Origin of the sequence: Streptomyces sp. NPDC006332, assembly GCF_040612855.1 — a bacterium.
GTDB lineage: Bacteria > Actinomycetota > Actinomycetes > Streptomycetales > Streptomycetaceae > Streptomyces.
Window position 1 is genome coordinate 14,457 of record NZ_JBEXRA010000046.1, and the last position, 18,465, is coordinate 32,921.

Genomic DNA, 18,465 nt, shown 5'->3' on the forward strand with positions numbered 1-18,465 from the left:
CAACGTACCGACCACGCAAGGAGATCCTGTGCTCGACGCCGACTTCTTCCACCGTTGGATGACGGTGACCGCCGCGACCGTCGAACGTGAGGCGGAACGGCTCACCGCCCTCGACTCCCCCATCGGTGACGCCGACCACGGCATCAATCTGCGGCGCGGATTCACCGCGGTGAACGCGACGCTGGAGAAGGAGGCGCCCGACACCCCCGGTGCGGTGCTCACGCTCGCCGGACGTCAGCTCATCTCGACCGTCGGCGGGGCGTCCGGGCCGCTGTACGGGACGCTGCTGCGCCGCACCGGCAAGGCCCTCGGCGACTCCGCCGAGGTCAGCGAGGAACAGTTCGCCCAGGCGCTGCGCGCCGGGGTGGACGCGGTGATGACGCTCGGTGGTGCCGCACCCGGCGACAAGACCATGGTCGACGCGCTGGTACCGGCCGTCGACGCGCTCCCCGACGGTTTCACCGCGGCCCGGGCGGCCGCCGAGGCGGGCGCCGAGGCGACCATCCCGTTGCAGGCCCGCAAGGGCAGGGCGAGCTACCTCGGGGAACGCAGCATCGGGCATCAGGACCCCGGCGCCACCTCGGTGGCGCTGCTGATCGCCGGACTCGTCGAGGTGGCGGAGGCAGCCGGTGAGTGACGCGAAACCCGTCGGGATCGTGCTGGTCTCGCACAGCGCGGAGGTCGCCGCGTCGGTGGCCCGGTTGGCGAAGAGTCTCGCCGGCGGCGGCACGGACGTGCCCGTCGCTCCGGCGGGCGGCACCGAGGGCGGCGACCTCGGGACCAGCGCGGAGCTGATCGCCGCGGCGGCCGCCTCCGTCGACCGGGGCGCCGGAGTGGCCGTCCTGACCGACCTCGGCAGCGCGGTGCTCACGGTGAAGGCCCTGCTCGCGGAAGGGGACGAACTCCCGGACGGCACCCGGCTGGTGGACGCCCCGTTCGTCGAGGGAGCGGTGGCGGCCGTGGTCACGGCGGCTGCCGGAGCGGACCTCGCGGCGGTGGAGGCGGCGGCCTCCGAGGCGTACACGTACCGGAAAGTCTGACCCCACCGGTACCCGTCCCGCACCGGAGGCCTCGCCTCGCCGGGTACGGGTACGGGTACGGGTACCGGACGGTCGGACCCGTCGCCCCTACCTGAGCCCTTCCGCCGCGACGGTGAAGGCCGAGCGCAGGGTCGCCACCAGCTCGGCGTCCGCCGTCGCGGCGTCGGTCGTCCCGGCGTCCGCCGTCGACGGGCCGGCCGTCGTGTCGGTGCGCCACGCGTAGTGCTCGACGGCGGCGCGCAGGGCCGCGTTGAACATCGCCGCCCGGATCGTCGTCCGCAGGTCGTCGGCGGGCAGCCCGGCCCGCTCGGCCACGGCTCGGGCGAACGCCGGCTCGGCCTCGTCGTACACCTGGAGCCATACGGCGCGCAGACCCGGCTCGGTGCGGGTCAGCCGGACCAGGGCTCCCACAGTGGCGCGGCCGGGACCGCCGGGGATGTCGTGGGTGTCGGTGAACTCGTCCTCGAAGAGCTGCTCCAGGGACTGCCCGGGGAGCCAGTCGCGCAGTCGGGCGGCGACCAGGTCGATGCCGGCCGAGAGCAGTGGTCGTACGCAGCTCTCCTTGCTCGGGAAGTACCGCCACACGGTCCGCGCGGAGACCCCGACCGCATGTCCGATCTGTTCGCCGGTGGTCGCCACGACGCCCTGGGCGACGAACAGGTCCACCGCCGCCCGGGCGATCCGCAGCCTGGTCTCGGCCTTGCGTTCCTCGGTGAGGGGTGGTCGTCCCGCGCGTCCGCGAGGTGCGGTCATGGGTTCCTCCGGCTGGTGGTGATCACGCCTCCGGAATTCTCCCGCACGAGTTTATGTCACTGGAAGACATTAAGTCTTAGGGTGGGACCGCCCCGGGCACCGCGTCCGAGGACATACGGAGGGAGCACCTCATGGTCGACGGACACCTCGTGGAGGACGGTACGGGCGGGCGCAGTGTCATCGTCACCGGAGCGGGGTCGGGCATCGGGCGTGCCACGGCACTGGCCTTCGCCGCGCTGGGTGACCGGGTCCTGGTGGCCGATCTCAACGAGGCGGGCGCCCAGGCGGTGGTCAAGGAGATCGAGCGGGCGGGCGGGACCGCGGTGGCCGTGACCGGCGACCTCAGCGAGCAGGCGGTCGTCGATCGGGTGGCCGAGACCGCGACGGAGCGTTTGGGCGGGGTGGACGTCCTGGTGAACAACGCCGGGATCATGGACCGCATGTCGGCACTGGTGGACGTGAGCGACTCGGAGTGGGAACGGGTGATCCGGGTCAACCTCACCGCGCCGTTCCTGCTCACGCGGGCGGTGTTGCCGCACATGCTGGCGGTCGGCAAGGGCGTCATCGTGAACACCGCGTCCGAGGCGGGTCTGCGGGGCAGCGCGGCGGGCGCCGCGTACACGGCCTCGAAGCACGGCATCGTGGGACTGACGAAGAACCTCGCGGTGATGTACCGCGGGCAGGGCATCCGGGCGAACGCCATCGCCCCGGGCGGCACGGCGACCGCCATCGCCGTGGACGTGGAGGCGGGCGCGCACGGGCCCGCGGCCATCCAGCCGCACTTCGTCAACATGGGCCGACTGGCCCAGCCCGAGGAGCAGGCCGCCGCCATCGTGTTCCTCGCCTCCGACGCGGCCGGCAACATCAACGGCGTGGTCCTGCCGGTCGACGACGGCTGGTCGGCGGTCTGAGGGCGCCGGACCACCGCGGGTCCGGCGGTTGCCTGACGCCGGACCGGCTGCCGACCGGGTGCCCGCGGTCGGGACGTGGCCGATCGGGGTGGCAGGCTCGGCCGGTCGTGGGAACGCGTCACCTGAGCGGCGGCGGTGCGGGTGCGAGGGGGGCCGTGAGCGCATTGGCTCTCCCTGAGGCAGCACGGCGTTCCCCGACCCCCGGCGGCGCAAGGGATGTCCGCCACCGTGCCGCCGGAGGGCAGACCCATGCAGACCACTCGGCAACTCCTCCGCTCCTGCCTGACCGGCGCGGCCGCCACCGTGCTTCCGCTCACCCTGGCCGCGGGGCCGGCCGCCGCCGTCTCGGGGATCTCCGTGAGCACCAGCGGAGCCACGGTGTCGGTCACGACCAGCGCGTGCACCAGCAACAACAACGGCTTCGGCAGGGCGTCCCTGCTCACCAGCAGTCAGACCACCTTCGCGCAGGGCCGGCAGGCCGAACTGTCCGGTACCAACGCCCTCCAGTCGGCCCTGTGGTCCAACGTGAGTCCGGGCACGTACACGGTGATCGTGATCTGCAACCGGGACGGGGCGCAGGCGGGCAGCCAGGCCGTCATCGTCTCCGCGGCCCCCACACCCACCGCCTCCCCCACGGCGTCGCCCTCGCGCGGTGTCATGGGCGGGCTGGGCGGCGCCGCGAAGGACTACGGCACCCTCACCCTGGCGGTCGGCGGGGGCCTGGTGGCGACGGGCGCGGTGGCCACGGTCTGGTTCCTGCGCCGACGTTCGAAGCCCTACCGGCTCTGATCGGCGGGCAGGTCGGCGAACTCCTCCAGGGCATGGGTGAGCCACTGCGTCCAGAACGTCTCGAGGTCGATGCCTGCCCGTAGCACGAGGTGCCTCAACCGGTCCTGCGGAGTGTCCTTGCCGGGCGGGAAGTCACGCTGCTCGATCTCCTCGTACTCGGTCAACTGCCGCCGGTGCAGGTCGAGATGGCGGCGCAAGTCGGCCTCGATACCGGCGGTGCCCACCACCGCCGCCGCCCGCAGCCGCAACAGCAGCACGTCCCGCAGCGGCTTCGGGTCCTGGGCGGCGGCGCTCCACCGGGCCAGTTCCGCGCGGCCCGCGGGCAGGACCTCGTAGCTCTTCTTCTGCCCGCGGGCCGGCTGCTCGGCGGGGAGGGTGCGGATATGCCCCTCGGCCTCCAGTCTTCTCAGCTCGCGATAGATCTGCTGGTGCGTCGCCGACCAGAAGTAACCGATCGACCGGTCGAACCGGCGGGTCAGCTCGAGACCGGACGACGGCTTCTCGAGCAGGGCGACGAGGATCGCGTGCGGGAGTGACATGGGGTCATCCTAGGGACGGCGCCGCACGGCCCTACAACGTCGCCGCCAGCTCTGTACCCTGCTTGATCGCGCGCTTGGCGTCCAGTTCGGCGGCCACGTCGGCGCCGCCGATGAGGTGGGCGTCGACACCCGCGGCGACCAACGCGTCGTACAGGTCGCGGCGCGGCTCCTGTCCCGTGCACAGGACGACGGTGTCGACCTCCAGGACCGTGCTCGCGTCGCCGACGGTGACATGCAGTCCGGCGTCGTCGATACGGTCGTAGCGCACCCCCGGGACCATGGTCACGCCGCGGTGTTTGAGCTCGGTGCGGTGGATCCAGCCGGTGGTCTTGCCGAGGCCCGCGCCGACCTTGGCGGTCTTGCGCTGGAGCAGGTGCACGGTGCGCGGCGGGGCGGGCCGCTCGGGGGCGGTGAGTCCGCCGGGCGTGCGGTAGTCCATGTCCACGCCCCACTGACGGAAGTACGTCCGGGGGTTCTCGCTCGCCTTGTCGCCGCCGTCGGTCAGGTACTCGGCGACGTCGAAGCCGATGCCGCCCGCGCCGAGGACGGCGACGCGGGCGCCGACGGGCACCCGGTCACGCAGCACGTCGAGGTATCCGACGACGCTGGGGTGGTCGACGCCGGGGATGTCGGGGGTGCGCGGGGTGACGCCGGTGGCGACGACGACCTCGTCGTACCCGGCGACCTGGTCGGCGGTGACGCGGGTGTTCAACCGCACGTCCACGCCGTGTTCTTCGAGTTGGGTGCGGAAGTAGCGGATCGTCTCGTCGAACTCCTGCTTGCCGGGGACCCTGCGGGCCACGTTGAGCTGACCGCCGATCTCGCCCGCCGCGTCGTAGAGGGTGACCTCGTGGCCGCGCTCCGCGGCGCTGACCGCGCAGGCGAGCCCGGCGGGACCGGCCCCGACGACGGCAACGCGCTTGCGCAGCCTGGTCGGTGACAGGACCAGCTCGGTTTCGTGGCAGGCGCGCGGGTTGACCAGGCAGGAGGTGATCTGGAGGTTGAAGGTGTGGTCGAGGCAGGCCTGGTTGCAGCCGATGCAGGTGTTGATGGCCTCGGGCCGGCCGGCCGCGGCCTTGGCGACGAAGTCGGGGTCGGCGAGCATCGGGCGGGCCATGGACACCATGTCCGCGCAGCCGTCGGCCAGCAACTCCTCGGCGACTTCAGGGGTGTTGATGCGGTTGGTCGTGACGAGCGGGATCGAGACGGCGCCCATGACCTTCTTGGTCACCCAGGCGTACGCACCGCGCGGCACCGAGGTCGCGATGGTGGGGATACGGGCCTCGTGCCAGCCGATGCCGGTGTTGATGATGGTCGCGCCGACCGCCTCGACGGCCTTGGCGAGGGTGATGACCTCGTCGAAGGAGGATCCGCCGGGTACCAGGTCGAGCATCGACAGCCGGTAGACGATGATGAAGTCCTCGCCGACCGCCTCGCGGACCCGGCGGACGATCTCGACGGGGAAACGCATGCGGTTCTCGTAGGAGCCGCCCCATCGGTCGGTGCGCTGGTTGGTCTGCGCGGCGATGAACTCGTTGATCAGGTAGCCCTCGGAGCCCATGATCTCGACGCCGTCGTAGCCGGCCTGCCGGGCGAGACGAGCGGCGCGGGCGTAGTCGTCGATGGTCCGCTCGACGTCGGCGTCGGTGAGCTCGCGGGGCGGGAAGGGGCTGATCGGGGCCTGGAGCGGGCTCGGGGCGACGAGGTCCTTGTGGTAGGCGTACCGGCCGAAGTGCAGGATCTGCATCGCGATCCGGCCGCCCTCGCGGTGCACGGCGTCCGTGATCACGGCGTGCTGCTCGGCCTCCGCGTCCGTGGTGAGCTTGGCGCCGCCCTCGTACGGCCGCCCCTCCTCGTTGGGCGCGATGCCGCCGGTGACGATCAGGCCCACTCCCCCGCGTGCCCGGGCCGCGTAGAACGCCGCCATGCGCTCGAAGCCCCGCTCGGCCTCCTCCAGGCCGACGTGCATCGAGCCCATGAGGACACGGTTGGGCAGCGTGGTGAAGCCCAGGTCGAGCGGGGTGAGCAGGTGCGGGTAACGGGTCATCGGGCCCCTCCGTGCGCGGCGTTGTGGTGCCCTCTTGTTGTAGAGGACCGCGCGCTCTTTTTGCAACTAGTTGCATAAGCGGGAGGGGGTGATACGGGCCACGTCACGACACCTGGGTGACGGCCCGCTCGGCGCCGGCTACCTGCTCTCGAGCCGCACGTGCAGTTCCTTCTCCTGGTCTCCGGAGGCCGTGGCCAGGTCGTGCACGGAGAACAGGGATCCCAGGGTGGTGCGGAAGCGGTCGACCGCCCAGTACCCGCCCTGGAGGTCGGCCTCGACGGAGGAGGAGAGTCGGCCGGGGGCGACGCCCTCGTGTGCCTCGGTGACGTCGAAGGTGCCCAGCCACACCGTCGGCCGGGTCTCCGAGTGGTCCTCGGGCACGTCCTCGGCGCACCGGTCGGACGCGAAGCACCCGCACAGGGCGTCGAACACGATCCGGGCGTCGTGCTTGCTGCACCCGCTGATCTCCACCGAGACCGATTCCGGATGCGGTCGGTGACCGTCCATCGTGATCGCTCCTCTCACGGCGGCGGCGCGGCGCACGGACGCTCCACGTGACGCCCCACCCCCAGACAACCACCAGCCGTGGCGGAGCACTACCGGCAAGCACCGCGGACTGCGGGATCCGGTGCGGTCCCACCGGCCCCATCCCCGGACATCTGCCCCCGCTGTACCGGTTCGGCGTCCGCAGAGCTGCGTGACGGCCCGCCTCGGCGCATGGTGGTGTCATGGACGAGGACCCGCCCGTGATCGTGCTCGCGCCTTCGCCGGACGGAGGGCGGCAGGTGACCGTGCGCGGCGAGCGCGCAGGCGTCGCGTACAGCCTTTTCGACGTGCTGGAGTTCCTGCACGGGGCAGGCCTGCCCGCACAGGACACGGCCGTCGACGACCCCGCGCTGATCGAGTGGCGCGGCGGCGGCCCCTACGACTGGAACGGCACGGACACCGAGTAGCCCCACGTCCGGCCACCGCACCCGCCGACCGGGCGAGGAGGCCGCCGGGCGGACCGGCCTCCTCGCCCACCCCGCCGCGGGCGGCCATGGTGCCGTCGACGCCAGGGTGGTCAGGACCTCCCCGGTCTCAGGGGACCCGCTCGCCGGTTGGCACCGGTTCACGCACCTGAGCGACCGGAACCGCGGGGTGTGGGGCCCGTGCGCGGTGCAGCGCCCGGACGAGCAGGTGCGCGCGTCCGGCGGCCACGGGGCCGAGGACGGCGAGGACGAGGACGTATCCGGCGATGAAGGGGCCGAGGCGTTCGTCGAGCCCTGCACCCGCCGCCATCGCGGCCAGGATCAGCGCGAACTCCCCGCGTGCCACGAGGGTCGTGGCGATGTCCGCGGCGGGCTCAGCACCGTAGCCGTAGAGGCGGGCGACGAGCAGCCCGGCGACCACGTTCATGACGAGGGTCAGCGCGGCAGCGGCGGCGACGGGTCCGGCGACGGAGGCGATGACGCCGGGGTCGATGGACAACCCGAAGGCGAAGAAGAAGATGGCGGCGAAGGCGTCACGCAGGGGATGCACCAGGGCGCGGATCCGCGGCCCGGAGGGGGTGCCGGCCAGGATCAGGCCCACCATGAAGGCTCCGATCGCGTCGGCGACCCCGAGGACCTCGGAGACGCCGGCGATCAGGACCGCGGCGCCGAGGAAGCTGATGACGAGCAGCTCGTCGTCGCGGACCTGGATCAGGCGTCCGACCAGACGGGTGCCGTAGCGGGCGGCGGCGGCCAGCGCCAGCAGGAACGCGAACGCCTTGCCCGCCTGCAGGGCCACCTCCCCGACTCCTTGGGCGCCGCCGATGACGGGCTGCAGGGCTGCGAGGTACAAGGCCAGGAAGATGTCCTCCACCACGATCACGCCCAGGATCAGCCGGGTCTCCGGGCGGCCGATGCGGCCCAGGTCGATGAGGATCTTGGTGACGATCGCGGAGGAGGAGATACCGAGGACACCGGCGAGCACCAACGCCTCCCGCACGCCCCAGCCCAGCACGAACCCGAAGCCGAGGCCCGCGCCGACGTTCAGCAGGAGATAGATCCCGCCCGCCGCCAGCAGTCGCCGGCCTCCGCTGCGCAGGTCGTCGAGGTGGAACTCCAGGCCGAGGTAGAACAGCAGCAGCACCAGCCCGAGCGCGGAGAGCATCTCGAAGTCGTGGGCGTCCTCCACCAGCACCAGGCCCGGGGTGTGCGGGCCGAGCAGGATGCCGGCGAGCATGAACAGCGGGATGGTCGGCAACCCGATCTTGCCGCCGAGGCGGGCGAGGAACGCGGCGGCGAGGAACGCGCCGCCCATGGCGAGCAGGGTGTCGGCGTGTCCCACGGTCAGATCACCGCCTTCCGTCCCGTCGGCGGCGTGGCGGACTGCGCTTCACGGGGGTGGATGCGGATTCTCCTTCGTCCGGGTGCGGGCGGGCGCCGTCGATCGCCGGTCCTGAAGGGCTCCTCAGGGATCCGCGTTCTCGGCGGTCCTGGCCACCGTCGCATCCGCCCCGCTCCCGCCGCCATCGGTGCCGGCACTCATTTCGGAGGCCGGCCGCCGACCGCGTGACAGAGCTCAACTCCGGGTGAGCCGGTATGTCTTGCTGTCCGTCAGCACACAGAATCCCGGTGACACGACGATCACGCGCAGGGTGCCGGTGCGGCGGTCGTAGTCGATGCCCTCCGCCTCGAACGTGCCGGAGCAGGAGCTGCGCAGCGGGAGTTGCCGCAGCGCGGTGACGTGGCCGGTGACATCGGCCGTGCCGTTCGGTGCGGCCGAGAGGTCGATCTGGAGCAGTGGCTTGGTGAGGCCGAACAGGCTGCCCTCCGGGTCGTCGGAGGAGCACAACAGCCGGGTGGCGCTGACGAAGTCACAGCCCTGCACGTCCCGTACGGCATGGTCGAGACGGACGGTCGATGCCTGTGGGAGGTTCGCCGACGGCGAGGTGCTCGGGTTGACGCCCGGCGTGGGGAAGACCAGCAGCCGGTTCATGGTGCCCCACTCCCCCGACAGCATCCACTGGCCGTCGGGAGCCACCGCGGCCCAGGAGTTGTTCAGCGCCTCCCCGGAGCTGAGCGTGTGCACGTATTCGGACCAGGTTCCGCCGGGCGACTGGACCCGGAACATCTTCGTGGTACCGGAGTCCCGCTGGTAGGGCTCGATGTAATGGCCGTCGTACGAGGCGTCGGGGTCCCCCACATGGTTCCAGCCCCGGCTGCTCAGCGCGAGGGGGATGGTGCCGATGCCCGTGTACCGGTTGGCGGCGCCGGCCGGAACCTCGACGGAGGCAAGGCCCTGACTCTCGGTCAGCGGGTCGGCGCGGTCGGAGCCCACCTCGGTCCAGGTGTCGGCGGCGGAGGCCGGCGGAGCGGAGGCCAGCAGGGTCGCGGCGGTCAGGGAGACGAGTGCGGCGAGTAACGTGCGACGGCGGCGCCGGGCGCGCAGGGGCATGGGTGACGACTCCTCGGTGGGGGGTGGGGCGGGTTCGGCGGACAGTCTGGCCCGATAAGATGGTCATGTACAGACCAATATGGGAACAGTGGCTGTCGGCCTGGCCACCTCCGCGGTCGCCCACCGGACGGTCCTCCGTGTTGAGGGATGGTGGAAGAAGCCGACTTCGGCGACGCGGTGTCGGTCGAACGCGATAGAACAGGGAAGTCGGCACGGGGGGAACGGTGTGCCACGGAGACGGGCGAAGGCGGTGCGTGGCATGGGAGCGACCGGAGGGGCCGGGATCCCCGCGCCGGAGGGCGACGGGCCGGTGCGTCCCCCGGTGCGGCCGAGCGGACTGCTCGACGTGCTCGGCATGGCCTCGGTGGTGTTGGACACCGAGGGACGGATCGTGCTGTGGAGCCCGCAGGCCGAGGAGCTGTTCGGCTACCGCGCTCCGGAGGCGCTCGGCCAGTACGCGGCCCGGATCATGGTGCACGAGCAGCACGTCGACCTGGTCGTCAAACTGTTCGCCGACGTGATGGAAACCGGCCAGGGCTGGGCCGGCGCCTTCCCCGTCCGGCGCAAGGACGGCAGCACGCGACTCGTGGAGTTCCGCAACATGCGGCTGCTTGACGACCACGGAGACGTCTACGCCCTGGGGCTCGCCGCCGACCAGTCGACCGTACGGCGCCTCGAACAGGACGTGGCGCTGTCGGCCCGGATGGTCTCGCAGTCCCCGATCGGGCTGGCCGTCCTGGACACCGATCTGCGGTACGTCTCCGTCAACCCCGCGCTGGAACGGATCAACGGGCTGCCCGCCGAGGAACAGATCGGGCGCACGATGCGCCAGGTGCTGCCGCAGGTCGACGTCGACGCCCTGGAGTCGGCCGCCCTGCGGGTACTGGAGACGGGGCGGCCGGCCGTCGACCAGCAGGTGTCCGGCCTCACGCCGGCCGACCCGGACCAGGAACACGCCTGGACGATCTCCCTGTACCGGCTGGAGGACTCGCTGGCCCATGTGCTGGGGGTGGCCGTCTCGGTCGTCGACGTCACCGAACAGCACCGGGCGGCCGTCGAGACGGAGGCCGCCCGGCGACGCCTGGCCCTCGTCGCCGACGCATCCGCCCGGATCGGCACCACGTTGGACCTGGAGCGCACCTCGCGGGAGCTGGCCGACGTGGCCGTGCCGGAACTCGCCGACATCGCCGCGGTGGACCTGCTGGAAGCGGTCGTCCAGGGCAGGCCCAGCACCCTCGGCCCTGACGAGCCGGCCACGATCCGCACCCTGGCCGTCGAGGCGGACCGCGCCCCGGACGCCCTCGCCGCCGCCGACCCGCCGGGACGAGTCACCCGATACGCTCCGGACCGTCTGGTCACCGAGTGTGTGCGCACCGGCGCGCCGATCCTGGTGCCGCAGGTCGGCGCCGAGGTCCTGCCGCGTATCGCCCGCACCCCGGAGGCGGCCGAGTCACTGGCCCGGGCGGGCGTCCACTCCTACCTGGTCGTGCCGTTGATCGCCCGCGGCGAAGTGCTCGGCTCCCTCGATCTCAAGCGCACCCGCAACCCACTGCCGTTCGGCGAGGACGATCTGGTGCTGGCCCGGGAGCTGGCGTCCCGCGCGGCCGTGCAGATCGACAACGCTCGGTGGTACCAGAACGCCCGCGACACCGCCCTCACCCTGCAGCGCAGCCTGCTGCCCAGTCACCCGCCGGTCACCGGCGGTCTGGAGGTCGCCTCCCGCTATCAGCCGGCGGGTTCGACCGCCGAGGTCGGCGGCGACTGGTTCGACGTGATCCCGCTGGACGGCGGCAAGACGGCGCTCGTCGTGGGCGACGTGATGGGCAGCGGCATCAACGCCGCCGCGACCATGGGCCGGCTGCGTACCGCCACGAACACCCTGGCCTCCCTCGACCTCGATCCCGCCCGGCTGCTGGAACACCTGGACCGGATCACCGAGAGCCTGGACAGCTCCATCGCCACCTGTGTGTACGCCGTCCACGATCCGCAGCTGCGGCAGTGCCGGATCGCCAACGCCGGGCATCTGCCACCGGCCCGGCTGCGCGCGGGCCGTCCGCCGGAGCTGCTGGACCTGCCCACCGGCGCGCCGCTCGGCGTGGGCGGCGTCGCCTTCTCGACGACCACCGTCGATCTCGAGCCCGGCGACCGGCTGGTGCTCTACACCGACGGTCTCGTCGAGACCCGGCAGCACCCGCTCGACGAACGCCTCAACGCGCTGCTGGCCCTCCTGGAAGGCCCCCACCGTCCCCTGGAGGAGGTCTGCGACCTGCTGCTGCGCACCCTGCACCAGCCGGACAACTCCGACGACGTGGCACTGCTCATCGCGCGGGTGCAGGCGGAGGACTGAGACACTCGCCGGGTCGGATGGGGCGGGTGGGGCGGGTGGGGCGGAAGCCCCCGTTCCACAGGAACGGATTACCCGTTTCTTACCGGCCGCGTCCGACAATCACAGCAAGGCGTGGTGGCGCGGACGGCGTCACCGTGGCCGAGGGGAGTGAACCGTGACGCACGATCCGGACCAGGAACACACCGCGGGCGGCGAGCGTCCCGACCGGCCCTCCGGGGCGGGCCCGGACTGGGAGGTTCTCGCGGGCCCCGGCGGAGCGGAACCCCAACGCCCTCGGGACGCGGGATGGCGCGGACTGTGGCAGCGACGGTCCACCCGGGTCACGGCGGCCACCGCGGTCGCCGTCCTCGCTCTGGGCGGGACGGTCGCGTACGCCGCCACCTCGGGCGACTCGGACAGCGGGGCTCCTCCCGCGGCCACCGCGTCCCCGTCCGCGTCGCCCTCACCCGAGGGGCCCGGCGACCGGCACGGTCACGGCCCGCGGTTCGGACTCGGCGGCGACTGGGTGCACGGCGAGGCGACCGTGAAGGACCGCGACTCGGGCAAGTGGGTGGTCCGCGTCTGGCAGCGGGGCACCGTCGAGAAGGCGGACGGCGACCAGGTCACGGTCAGGAGCGAGGACGGAGCCGCGTGGACGTGGACCGTGGGCGCCGACGTGAAGGTCTTTCCCGGACGTGGCTCCGGCTCCGACACCCTGACGAAGGGCGACACGGCGTATCTGGTCGGTACCCGCGACGACGACGGCACCAGGACCGCGCGGTACGCCCTGTCCGGCGACCGGGGGGACAAGGGCCCCGGTGGCTGGCTCGACAGGCTGCCCGGCCACGACTTCCGGGAGGGGCGCACACCGAGCCCCTCGGGGAACGGTGCGGGAACCTGACGGCCGCCCTCGTCGCACGCGCTTGACGTCCCCGTCGTCGTAGGGCTGCCGGCCAGGTCCCGCTCGTCCTACGAACCCGCAGGGGCCCGCCCGTCATCCACGGCGATTCTCAGGACGTCGTTCCGATCACGACGTGGGCGAACCACTCCTCCGACACGGCCAGCCTGGCCGTGAGGCCGCCGCGTTCGAACGCCTCGACGGCGGACGGGGCCTGGCGTTCACTGGTCTCGATCAGGAGGCAGCCGCCCGGCGCGAGCCACCCGGATGCCTGTGCCGCGACCCGGCGCAGGACGTCGAGGCCGTCCGCGCCACCGTCGAGGGCGAGCAGCGACTCGTGTTCGCGTGCCTCGGCGGGCAGCAGCCCGACCTCGCCGGTGGGGACGTACGGCACATTGGCCGCGAGGATGTCGACCCGGCCGCGCAGGTCGCCGGGCAGCGCCTCGAACAGGTCGCCGGTGTGGACCCGGCCGCCGGCCGCGCGGACATTGCGGCGGGCACAGCGCACCGCCGCCGGGTCGAGGTCGGCCGCGTGCAGTTCCACGGGGCCGAGTCCGGCGGCCAGCGCGGCGCCGACCGCGCCCGAGCCGCAGCACAGGTCCACGACGACGGACGCGTCCGGGACGTGGGCGAGGGCCCGCTCGACGAGGAACTCGGTTCGACGACGCGGTACGAAGACGCCGGGTTCCACCGCGACGCGCAGTCCGCGGAACTCGGCCCATCCCAGCACCTGTTCGAGGGGCAGGCCGGCGACCCGGCGGTCCACGAGATCCGCCAGTTCGTCCGGGGTGTCGGCGGCGGCCAGGATCAGCTCCGCCTCGTCCTCGGCGAAGACACAACCGGCGGCACGCAGTGCGGCGACGACCCGGGCACGGGACGACGGGGAGGAGGAGGGCGGGGTGAGCGGAGACAGAGGAGGCATGGAAGCCGAAAGCCTTTCGGGAGCCGTGAGGTGCTCCCGCGGTCACCTAACGGCGGTGATCCGCGCCGTTTCGAGGGGAGAGCACCCGAGCTGACACAGCGGTAATGGGTCTCACCTCCTCGACGCGGTTGGCCGGGACCACCCCCGACCGAACGGTCACACTACCCCAACGGCCCGCCCCGCCCGGCGCGCACCCGATCAAGTTGTACTATACAACCAGTACTCACGGGTGAGGGAGGTGCCGTGAACGGAACCGAGGCGGCGGTGGAGACCATCCAGCGCGAGATGACCGCGTTCGCCCGCCGGGCCCGGGCATCCGCCGGGCGCATGCATCCCCAGCTGTCCCTGGTGTCGTACACCCTGCTCGGGCACCTGGAGGAGAGCGGCGGCTGCCGTGCCACCGATCTGGCCGCCCACTACGCGCTGGACAAGTCCACCGTCAGCCGCCAGGTGACCGCCCTGCAGCGTGCCGGGCTCGTCGAGCGACGCCGGGACCCGGAGGACCACCGCGTACAGCTCCTGCATCTGACGGAGGCGGGCCGGGGCATCCTCGCCGAGGTCACCGTCAGCCGGCGGGCCGCCGTCCGGGAGCGGCTCGCGGACTGGACACGGGACGACCTCGAACGGTTCGCCGCCTGCCTGGTCCGCTACAACGCGTGGCCCGGCACGGGGACCGAAGGCGACTGAACGCCCCGGCCCCGGGACCCGGCCCGTCGCGCTACGCCACCGGCACGGCCGCGGGTCGGTCCGGCAGCCGTTGCGGCGCCCTGGCCGCCCCGAACGCCGTGGTGCGGCGCAGCCGGAAGCCCAGTGACTCGTAGAGCCGGATGGCGTTGGTGTTGCCGGCGCCGGTGTGCAGGAACGGGGTCTCACCGCGCTCCCGGATGCCGTGGGCGACAGCCAGGATCAGCCGGGTCGCCAAGCCCTCGCCGCGGGCCGCGGGGTCGGTGCAGACGGCGCTGATCTCGGTCCAGCCGGGAGGGTGCAGCCGTTCCCCCGCCATGGCGACGAGGGCGCCCTCTCGCCGTATGCCCAGGTAGGTGCCGAGTTCTATGGTGCGCGGCAGGAAGGGGCCGGGCTGGGTGCGGGCGACCAGGTCGAGCATCTCGGGCACGTCGGCCGGTCCGAGCAGCACCGCCTCCGGGTCCGGGGCCGCGGCCAGTCCGTCGTCGACGAACTGCACGCCCTCGACCTGGAACGTGACCTCCCAGCCGTCGGGGATCCGTCCCTGGAATCCGAGCAGCGGGACGTCGTTGCCGGGACCCACGAGTGTCGCGGCGTCCGCCCAGTCGTCGGGGTCCGGGTCGTCGGGAAGGGCCAGCCACGGCGTGACGTCGACGGGATAGCGCACCACCCGGCCCCGCCGCTCGGCGAAGTGGGCGTGCGGGCCGGTCAGCGCGGCGTGTGCGGGGCTGTCGAGGACGTGCGGGGTGGTGTCCGTGCTCATCGGGCGACCTCGATGACGACCTTGCCGCGGGCGTGGCCGTCCTCGACCGTGCGCAGGGCCTCGCCGGCCCGGTCGAGGGGGAAGGTCCGGGTGACGTGCGGGTCGAGCTCGCCGTTCACCACGAGCTGGGCCACCGCCTCCAGGACGGCCGCGTTGCGTTTCCGGGCCACGCGGGCGCCGCCGTACCGCTGCGCCTCCTCGGCCTGGGCTCCGGCCGTGATCAGCCGGGCCGGGTCGGTGATCAGCCGGGCCGCGTCGGCCAGCACCTCGCCGCCCACGAGGTCGTAGACCGCGTCGACACCGTCGGGCGCCGCCGCCCGCACCCGCTCGGCCCAGCCCGGGCCGGACGGCACGTGCACGGCTCCGAGCGCCTCGACGAAGTCCTTCTTGCCCTCGCTCGCGACGCCGACGACGCTCAGTCCGACGGCGCGGGCGATCTGGACGGCCGCCGCGCCGACCCCGCCGCCCGCACCGGTGACCAGCAGAGTCGCCCCGGCGGGCAGGTCGAGCTGGTGGACGCCGTCGTAGGCCGTCGCGGCGGCGACGGGCAGGGTCGCCGCGCGGGCGAAGGACAGCTGGGCCGGCTTGTGGGCGCAGACCCCGGCGGGCAGCAGGGCGTACTCGGCGTACCCTCCGGCCACCGTGTTGCCGAAGACCTCGTCGCCGACCGCGAACTGGGCGACGCCGTCGCCGATCGCCTCGACGAGCCCGGCGACCTCGTTGCCGAACACGGCCGGGAACTCCCGCTCGCCGCTCTCACCGGGGCGGCGGTAGCCGGTGCGCTGCTTCCAGTCGACCGGGTTCACGCCCGCGGCACGCACCGCGACCAGGATCTGGCCGGGGCCGGGGACGGGCCGCTCCACCTCGGCGAAAGCCTCGACCTCCGGGCCGCCGTACCGCGTGAACACGTACGCCTTGGGCACTGCTCCCACTCTCCTTCGCTGTCGCCGGGACCATGGTGTCGTACCAGCCACCGGACGCTCGTACGGGCCACCGGGCGCTGCAACAGTCGGCAAGGGAGATCGACACCGCGCTATTCCCGGGGCGCCGGAGAGTTCACAGGGCCGTCACGATCCCGGGGCGGGCGGTGGCCGGGGCAGGTCCGGCGGGCACGTACGGTTGAACGCGTCAGCAATAACTTCTGTCCCGCTGGAACCGTATGAACGTCACCCGAGGCTTCACCGGACGCGCCCGCGTCGACAATCCGGGACTGCCGCCCGGCCAGTACGACGCGGGCGACGACTGGCCCGTCCTGTCCGCCGAGGTCACACCCGAGCTGGCGCCGTGCGACTGGACCTTCCGCGTCGACGGGCTGGTGGAGCGACCGCGTACCTGGGACTGGGACGAGGCACACGCGCTGCCGGTCTCCGCCTACGAGGGTGACATCCACTGTGTGACGGGCTGGTCGAAGTTCGGCGTCCGGTTCGGGGGCGTGTCGTTGGACGCGTTCCTGGCTGTGGTGGGGCCCCATGGGTCCGCCACACATGCCGTCGCCTACTCCCACACCGGCTACACCACGAGCCTCCCGCTCGCCGACCTCACCGGTGGGCGGGCCTGGCTCGCCTGGGAGTACGACGGGAAGCCGCTGCCCTCCGAACACGGCGGGCCGGCCCGGCTGTTGGTGCCGCACCTCTACTTCTGGAAGAGCGCCAAGTGGATCGCGGGCCTGCGTCTCCTCGACCACGACGAGCCGGGCTTCTGGGAACAGAACGGCTACCACGCGCGCGGCAACCCGTGGGAGGAGCAGCGGTACTCCGGTGACTGAGACGACCACCTCCCCCACCTCCCCCGCCTCCCACGCTTCGTCCGCCTTCGTGCCGCCGAGCCGCTTCGCGGTGCCTGGGCGGATCGCCGTGAGCGAGCAGACCGCAGCGGTGTGGCAGACCGCCACGCTCACCGAGATCCGACGCGAGACCCCGCAGGCGGCCACGTTCCGCTTCGCCGTGCCCGCCTGGGCGGGGCATCTGCCGGGCCAGCACCTGATGCTGCGGCTGACCGCCGAGGACGGCTATGTGGCCCAGCGGCACTATTCGATCGCGTCCCCGCCCGAGGACTCCGGGCACATCGAGCTGACCCTCGACCATGTCGAGGACGGCGAGGTCTCCGGCTGGTTCCACTCGGTGGCCGAGCCCGGCGACGAGGTCGAGCTGCGCGGCCCGCTGAGCGGCTTCTTCGCCTGGCCCGGGGACCGGCCCGCGCTGTTGATCGGCGCCGGCTCCGGGGTCGTACCGCTGATGTCGATGGTGCGGCATCACCGCTCGCGCGGCCTGTCCGTGCCGTTGCGGATGCTGGTGTCGGCCCGCAGCCCCGAGGACCTCATCTACGCGCGGGAGCTGGGAACGGAGACGACGCCGGTGTTCACGCGGAGCGCGCCGCCGGGTGTGCCGGTGGGACGTATGTCGGCCGCACATGTGGCGCCCCTCCTGGCTGAGCAGCCTCCTGGTGGGTGGGAGGCCTATGTTTGCGGATCCAACGCCTTCGCCGAACACGCCTCACGGCTCCTTGTCGCGGCCGGTCAGCCCGTGGACCGCATCCGGATCGAACGCTTCGGCTGACGGACGCGGGGGTGGACGCCTCCCGGCCGGTTCCCCTCCCTCCGCCCCGCCCGGCCGTTTCGCCGGGTCCCCGCTGGGCACTGGGAACCGGCGGTCCGTGGGCGGGCCGCTCCTTGCCGATGGAGGGATACTGGATCCGTGTGGGCACTCGCAGGTGTGCGCGGTGCGGAGGTCGACATGCGAACCCGGGCGCGCGGCTGGCGCTGGCGGCGCAATCCGTTGCGGCGCCGGTCGGACATGGTGGAGGCCTGGACGGTTCTGGCCGTCGCGGTGCTGCTCTTCCTGGGCGCGCCGCTGGCCGGAGCGGTCGCGGGCTGGTGGGCCCATGACACGGCGCGCGCGGTCGCCGTGGCACAGCGTGCCGAACGTCATCAGGTACGCGCGAAAGTCATCGGCAGGACTCCCGACGCGCTGCCGTCGGTGAGCGGCCGGGAGCACACGTACCGGGTGAGCGTGCGCTGGACCGAGCCCGGGAGCGGGCCCCGGACGGCGACCGCCGCCGTCCCGGCGGGCACACACCGCGGGGAGACGGTCAAGGTGTGGTTCGACTCCCACGGCCGGAGCGTCCCCCCGCCGGCGGACGAGACCACGGTCTGGCAGCACACCCTGGCCATCGGCGGATGCGCCGCGGGCGGCGCGGCCGCCGTCGTACTCCTCGGTCACTCCGCGGTCCGCGGCGCCGCCGCCCGACGCAGGATGGCCGAGTGGGAACGGGACTGGGCCCGGACCGAGCCGCAGTGGACACACCGCAAGGCCTGACCCATCACGCCGCCTCGTGACGCCGCACCCGCCGGCGTCACCCAGGTGCTACCGAC

General features: G+C 72.8%; 20 protein-coding genes. 11 read left to right on the forward strand and 9 right to left on the reverse strand.

The annotated features are described in order from the left end of the window. Nucleotides 1-28: 28 nt before the first annotated feature. Nucleotides 29-637 (forward strand): dihydroxyacetone kinase subunit DhaL, encoded by a 609-nt coding sequence (gene dhaL, locus ABZ027_RS32165; RefSeq protein ID WP_356774463.1) that lies wholly within the window; start codon nucleotides 29-31, stop codon nucleotides 635-637. Further along, nucleotides 630-1,040, forward strand: coding sequence for a PTS fructose transporter subunit IIA (locus ABZ027_RS32170; RefSeq protein ID WP_356774465.1), 411 nt, complete (start codon nucleotides 630-632; stop codon nucleotides 1,038-1,040). Before dhaL ends, ABZ027_RS32170 begins: the two co-directional genes overlap by 8 nt. 87 nt (nucleotides 1,041-1,127) lie before the next feature. Here ABZ027_RS32170 and ABZ027_RS32175 read toward each other — a convergent pair whose 3' ends face one another. Further along, nucleotides 1,128-1,793, reverse strand: coding sequence for a TetR/AcrR family transcriptional regulator (locus ABZ027_RS32175; RefSeq protein ID WP_356774467.1), 666 nt, complete (start codon nucleotides 1,791-1,793; stop codon nucleotides 1,128-1,130). Between the two features lie 131 nt (nucleotides 1,794-1,924). On the opposite strand from ABZ027_RS32175, the gene ABZ027_RS32180 reads away from it, so the two are divergent. Continuing rightward, the gene (locus tag ABZ027_RS32180) at nucleotides 1,925-2,704 is read left to right on the forward strand and encodes an SDR family NAD(P)-dependent oxidoreductase (RefSeq protein WP_356774469.1); all 780 of its coding nucleotides are present in this window, start codon (nucleotides 1,925-1,927) and stop codon (nucleotides 2,702-2,704) included. A 249-nt stretch (nucleotides 2,705-2,953) separates the two neighbouring features. After that, the gene (locus tag ABZ027_RS32185) at nucleotides 2,954-3,493 is read left to right on the forward strand and encodes a hypothetical protein (protein ID WP_356774471.1); all 540 of its coding nucleotides are present in this window, start codon (nucleotides 2,954-2,956) and stop codon (nucleotides 3,491-3,493) included. Here the strand turns inward: ABZ027_RS32185 and ABZ027_RS32190 are convergent. The 3 genes from ABZ027_RS32190 to ABZ027_RS32200 all read right to left on the reverse strand — a co-directional run bounded on the left by ABZ027_RS32190 (nucleotide 3,481) and on the right by ABZ027_RS32200 (nucleotide 6,586). Beyond that, the gene (locus ABZ027_RS32190; protein ID WP_356774473.1) at nucleotides 3,481-4,032 is read right to left on the reverse strand and encodes a PadR family transcriptional regulator; all 552 of its coding nucleotides are present in this window, start codon (nucleotides 4,030-4,032) and stop codon (nucleotides 3,481-3,483) included. The two genes, ABZ027_RS32185 and ABZ027_RS32190, sit on opposite strands and share 13 nt — an antisense overlap. A 31-nt stretch (nucleotides 4,033-4,063) precedes the next feature. Continuing rightward, nucleotides 4,064-6,079 carry an NADPH-dependent 2,4-dienoyl-CoA reductase gene (locus tag ABZ027_RS32195; protein ID WP_356774475.1) on the reverse strand — a complete coding sequence of 672 codons (2,016 nt, stop codon included), beginning with the start codon at nucleotides 6,077-6,079 and terminating at the stop codon, nucleotides 4,064-4,066. A gap of 138 nt (nucleotides 6,080-6,217) precedes the next feature. After that, nucleotides 6,218-6,586, reverse strand: coding sequence for a hypothetical protein (locus tag ABZ027_RS32200; protein ID WP_356774477.1), 369 nt, complete (start codon nucleotides 6,584-6,586; stop codon nucleotides 6,218-6,220). 221 nt (nucleotides 6,587-6,807) lie between these two features. Here ABZ027_RS32200 and ABZ027_RS32205 point away from each other — a divergent pair, with 221 nt between their 5' ends. Continuing rightward, nucleotides 6,808-7,032: a hypothetical protein gene (locus ABZ027_RS32205; protein WP_356774479.1), complete on the forward strand. Its 225-nt coding sequence runs from the start codon at nucleotides 6,808-6,810 to the stop codon at nucleotides 7,030-7,032. A gap of 127 nt (nucleotides 7,033-7,159) precedes the next feature. Here ABZ027_RS32205 and ABZ027_RS32210 read toward each other — a convergent pair whose 3' ends face one another. After that, complete coding sequence (locus tag ABZ027_RS32210; RefSeq protein ID WP_356774481.1) at nucleotides 7,160-8,392, reverse strand: cation:proton antiporter; 1,233 nt, start codon at nucleotides 8,390-8,392, stop codon at nucleotides 7,160-7,162. A gap of 234 nt (nucleotides 8,393-8,626) precedes the next feature. After that, nucleotides 8,627-9,502 (reverse strand): hypothetical protein, encoded by an 876-nt coding sequence (locus tag ABZ027_RS32215; protein ID WP_356774483.1) that lies wholly within the window; start codon nucleotides 9,500-9,502, stop codon nucleotides 8,627-8,629. Nucleotides 9,503-9,857: 355 nt separating this feature from the next. Between ABZ027_RS32215 and ABZ027_RS32220 the strand changes: the two genes are divergently transcribed. Together ABZ027_RS32220 and ABZ027_RS32225 are read left to right on the forward strand one after the other, a co-directional pair. Beyond that, on the forward strand, nucleotides 9,858-11,849 hold the full coding sequence (locus ABZ027_RS32220) for a SpoIIE family protein phosphatase (protein WP_356774569.1): 1,992 nt from the start codon (nucleotides 9,858-9,860) through the stop codon (nucleotides 11,847-11,849). Nucleotides 11,850-12,003: 154 nt separating this feature from the next. Beyond that, nucleotides 12,004-12,729, forward strand: a complete 726-nt coding sequence (locus ABZ027_RS32225; protein ID WP_356774485.1) for a hypothetical protein — start codon at nucleotides 12,004-12,006, stop codon at nucleotides 12,727-12,729. 109 nt (nucleotides 12,730-12,838) lie between these two features. Here ABZ027_RS32225 and ABZ027_RS32230 read toward each other — a convergent pair whose 3' ends face one another. Next, nucleotides 12,839-13,648 (reverse strand): putative protein N(5)-glutamine methyltransferase, encoded by an 810-nt coding sequence (locus ABZ027_RS32230; RefSeq protein ID WP_356774487.1) that lies wholly within the window; start codon nucleotides 13,646-13,648, stop codon nucleotides 12,839-12,841. 285 nt (nucleotides 13,649-13,933) lie between these two features. Here ABZ027_RS32230 and ABZ027_RS32235 point away from each other — a divergent pair, with 285 nt between their 5' ends. Then, nucleotides 13,934-14,335: a MarR family winged helix-turn-helix transcriptional regulator gene (locus ABZ027_RS32235; protein ID WP_356774571.1), complete on the forward strand. Its 402-nt coding sequence runs from the start codon at nucleotides 13,934-13,936 to the stop codon at nucleotides 14,333-14,335. A 31-nt stretch (nucleotides 14,336-14,366) separates the two neighbouring features. Here ABZ027_RS32235 and ABZ027_RS32240 read toward each other — a convergent pair whose 3' ends face one another. Then, nucleotides 14,367-15,095 carry a GNAT family N-acetyltransferase gene (locus ABZ027_RS32240; RefSeq protein ID WP_356774489.1) on the reverse strand — a complete coding sequence of 243 codons (729 nt, stop codon included), beginning with the start codon at nucleotides 15,093-15,095 and terminating at the stop codon, nucleotides 14,367-14,369. Next, nucleotides 15,092-16,018 carry an NADP-dependent oxidoreductase gene (locus tag ABZ027_RS32245; RefSeq protein ID WP_356774491.1) on the reverse strand — a complete coding sequence of 309 codons (927 nt, stop codon included), beginning with the start codon at nucleotides 16,016-16,018 and terminating at the stop codon, nucleotides 15,092-15,094. The genes ABZ027_RS32240 and ABZ027_RS32245 overlap by 4 nt, the downstream gene beginning before the upstream one ends. 236 nt (nucleotides 16,019-16,254) lie before the next feature. On the opposite strand from ABZ027_RS32245, the gene ABZ027_RS32250 reads away from it, so the two are divergent. The 3 genes from ABZ027_RS32250 (at nucleotide 16,255) to ABZ027_RS32260 (ending at nucleotide 18,409) form a co-directional block, all read left to right on the forward strand. Next, entirely contained in the window at nucleotides 16,255-16,860 is a 606-nt protein-coding gene (locus tag ABZ027_RS32250) for a sulfite oxidase-like oxidoreductase (protein ID WP_356774493.1), read from the forward strand. Between the two features lie 49 nt (nucleotides 16,861-16,909). Beyond that, complete coding sequence (locus ABZ027_RS32255) at nucleotides 16,910-17,650, forward strand: ferredoxin reductase (RefSeq protein WP_356774573.1); 741 nt, start codon at nucleotides 16,910-16,912, stop codon at nucleotides 17,648-17,650. Nucleotides 17,651-17,827: 177 nt separating this feature from the next. Then, a complete protein-coding gene (locus ABZ027_RS32260) occupies nucleotides 17,828-18,409 on the forward strand; it encodes a hypothetical protein (RefSeq protein WP_356774495.1) in 582 nt (193 codons plus the stop codon). The last annotated feature ends 56 nt before the right edge of the window (nucleotides 18,410-18,465 follow it).